General features: G+C 75.2%; 2 protein-coding genes. Both read right to left on the bottom strand.

The annotated features are described in order from the left end of the window. On the bottom strand, positions 1 to 1,000 hold a 1,000-nt coding region (locus P1P75_RS40855; RefSeq protein WP_319264923.1), incomplete at its 3' end, for a hypothetical protein. Further along, complete coding sequence (locus P1P75_RS40850) at positions 1,000 to 2,169, bottom strand: protein phosphatase 2C domain-containing protein (protein WP_319264920.1); 1,170 nt, start codon at positions 2,167 to 2,169, stop codon at positions 1,000 to 1,002. The genes P1P75_RS40855 and P1P75_RS40850, both read right to left, overlap by 1 nt. Positions 2,170 to 2,859 lie beyond the last annotated feature (690 nt).

Genomic DNA, 2,859 nt, shown 5'->3' with positions numbered 1-2,859 from the left:
GTACGACGGCGTCGGCGGGACGGGCGGTGCCGGCGGTGGGGCCCACCTTGACCCACGTGGTGACGTTGTCCGCGCCGGCCCCCGATCCGGATGTGCCGGATGTGGCGGACGGTCCCGCCGACGCCGTCGTACCGCGTATCCGCCGTACCGCTTCGAGGAGTTCGGCGCACTTCGGCCGGTCCTCCAGCCGTGTCGCGGTGAGCGTCCGCCGCAGCAGGCCGACCAGAGAGGTGTCCCCCTTCGACCTCTCCACAGCGCTCAGCGCCTCCAGCGGATCCTGGCGCCGAGCGGTGAGACAGCGCACGGTCAGCACGGCCAGCTTGTAGCTGTCACTGGCCACGGTCGGCCGGCGAGACCGGTCGGGGAAGAGCGGGTCGGCCCAGCCGGGCGACTCCACCCACTCCCGGGAGCCGATCCCGCAGGAATCCAGGTCGATGACGAAGACCTCGCCCGTGTGCTGGTTCCACAGCGCGTTGCGGTACGACCAGTCCCCGTACACGATGTCGTGCCGGGCGAACAGGTCGCCCACCGCCAGCAGTTCCTCGACCGCGCGCAGCCGCAGGTCGAGGTCCGGCCGGCGCAGTCCCACCTGGGCACACTTGTCCGCGGGCTTCATCAGCCAGTCCAGCGGCAGCGGTGCGGGTTCCTGCCAGCCCGACAGCGCCTTGAGAGGCGCGTAGAAGCCGTCAGGGGCCTTGGCCATCACGACGCCGACGAGGTCGGAGCCGTCGTAGAGGCGGGTGGTGGGCCAGGCGAGGCACCGGTCCACCAGGTCCTGGTCCGCCTGGGACATGGCGGTCGGAAGGTAGACCAGGCGCTGGAGGTCGGATGTCCGGCCGGCGTCCGCCGGGCGCTTGTAGAGCTTGGCGAGCCAGCCGGGGCTGCCCTTGATCTCGTACACCAGCCGGGACTCTCCGTTGTCCCGGCTGATCTCCTTGCCCTCAGGTACGCAGGACAGCTCCTCGCGGGACGGGAAAGGGCTGTCGGACCAGGTGCGCATCAGCGGTGCTCCTCGTCATCGCACCAGACGACGACGGCAGTGCGGTCGTCGTGCATCTGGACCTGGTCGAAGCCGACCTGGTTGAGGAAGGTGCCCACGGCCGGTGGCCGGGCCCATCGTTCGGCGAACCAGCGGCGGGCCTGGGGCCCGGTGGCGAACGCGTCCGCGACCCCGTCGGTCGTCACCGCCAGCACACAGGTGGGCGACAGTTCCACGACCCCGTGGTCGGCGCCGCGCGGGTCGTGCGGCAGATAGCGGGCGACGGCCGAGGGGTCGAAGCCGTGCTTCTCCTCGCCGATCAGACGCTCCCAGTCGCCCCCGCTCAGCCGCCACGCACTCACGTCGGCGATCGCGGCCAGCCACACTCGGCGCCGGCCGTTGACGTGCGGCCGGGCCGGTACGACGGCGACGACCGCTACGGCCCGCACGGTGTCCGGGTCCCAGTCGCGCTGCTCCGCCACCGCGATCATCTGTCCGGCAGCGCTGAGGAAGGCGCCGCAATGGTCCAGCCGCTCCAGGGGCGTCCCCGCGTCGAGGGAGGCACGGACGGAGTTCACCAGCGCCGATACGGCCACCTGCGCGCCGACGTCGGAGTGTGCGCTGTCCGACATGCCGTCCGCCACGGCGATCACGAGATGTTCGCCCGCACGGTCCCGGCCGATCCGGTACGCGTCCTGCCGGGGCCGGCCCTGCGCCCGGTGCCCCGGGCCGATCACCGAGGCGGCGCGGACGGTCAGCCCGCCCAGCGCGGCCTCGTCCGCCGCCAGCCCGTGCGGCCCCGGTTCCGCGGGCAGCCGCCACGGCTCCCGGGACGCGCGCGAGCCACGGACCAGGACGGGCGGCCCTTGATCGTCCGACGCCGCGAGCGTGAGCCCGGTGCCCCGCACCTGCCGACCGCGGAGCGTACCGTCCAGGGCGGGCGCCGGTACGCCGACCGCCTCGGTGATCTCCTCGGCCGCCGGTCGCGGTGAGGTGGGTCCTGGGGCCTGGGTGGGCGCGGGTGGGTCCGGCCGCTCTCCGTGCGGGCCTCGTCCGGGTGCGGCCCGGTAGCCGTTCGGCGCGGGACCGTCGCCCGCCGCCGGAAGGGCGGAGCCTGCGGGGAGGGCCGTGCCGGCGGAGCCCTTGGCGCCGGCCCTGTAGGGCGGGACCGGCGGGACGCCCGGGGGCACAGGGGGCACCTGGGGCACCGGGGAGGCCGAATGGAAGGCTTCGGCCTCCGGCCCCGGCGAACCGGAGGCGGGAGGCCGCGGGATCCGCGCTCCAGGGTCGCCCCCGGCTCCGGCTCCAACTCCGGCCGCGGCCCCCTGGCCTGTTCCCCCGCGTGGATGCCGATCGCCGTCCTCCGGTCGCGCGGCGGCGCTGCCGTACAGCCCGGACTCCCGGCGGACGTAGCCGCTGCCCGGCCCCTCCTGCGCGGCGCCCGCCGGGTCACGGTCCGCCGGGTCGCTTCCCCTCGCCTGGCGGAGTACCCGGGTGATGGCGGCCGCCGCGACGCCCGTCGCGGTGACACCCAAGCCCTTCCAACCGAACAAGGCACTTCCTCCCGCCATCAGGATGGTCACCGCCACGAGCAACGTGAGGGTCAGCCGGGTACGGCGGGCCGGCCGGACACCGCGGGCCTGCCTGCCCCCGTCGGCGGCGCCGGCATGGTCCCCGGCCGCGCGGGGTGTGTCAGTTGCCCGGTGCTGGCCCTGGCCCGGCCTCACGATCCGGCCCCCGGCCTTCGCCGCCCGCCGCGACCGCCCCGCGGACCGACCCGGGTCTCGCCGACGACGTTGGCCGAGCCGCCTCCCGACGCGGCGGACTCCCCGGGAGCGGAAGGACCGGAGGGGACGGCCGGCGCGGGAGGTGCCGACGGG

It is taken from the genome of Streptomyces sp. ID05-39B (assembly GCF_033794725.1).
Lineage (GTDB): Bacteria > Actinomycetota > Actinomycetes > Streptomycetales > Streptomycetaceae > Streptomyces > Streptomyces bobili.
The sequence above is the reverse complement of the archived record's forward strand: the minus strand, read 5'-3'. Positions and strand labels throughout refer to the sequence as shown.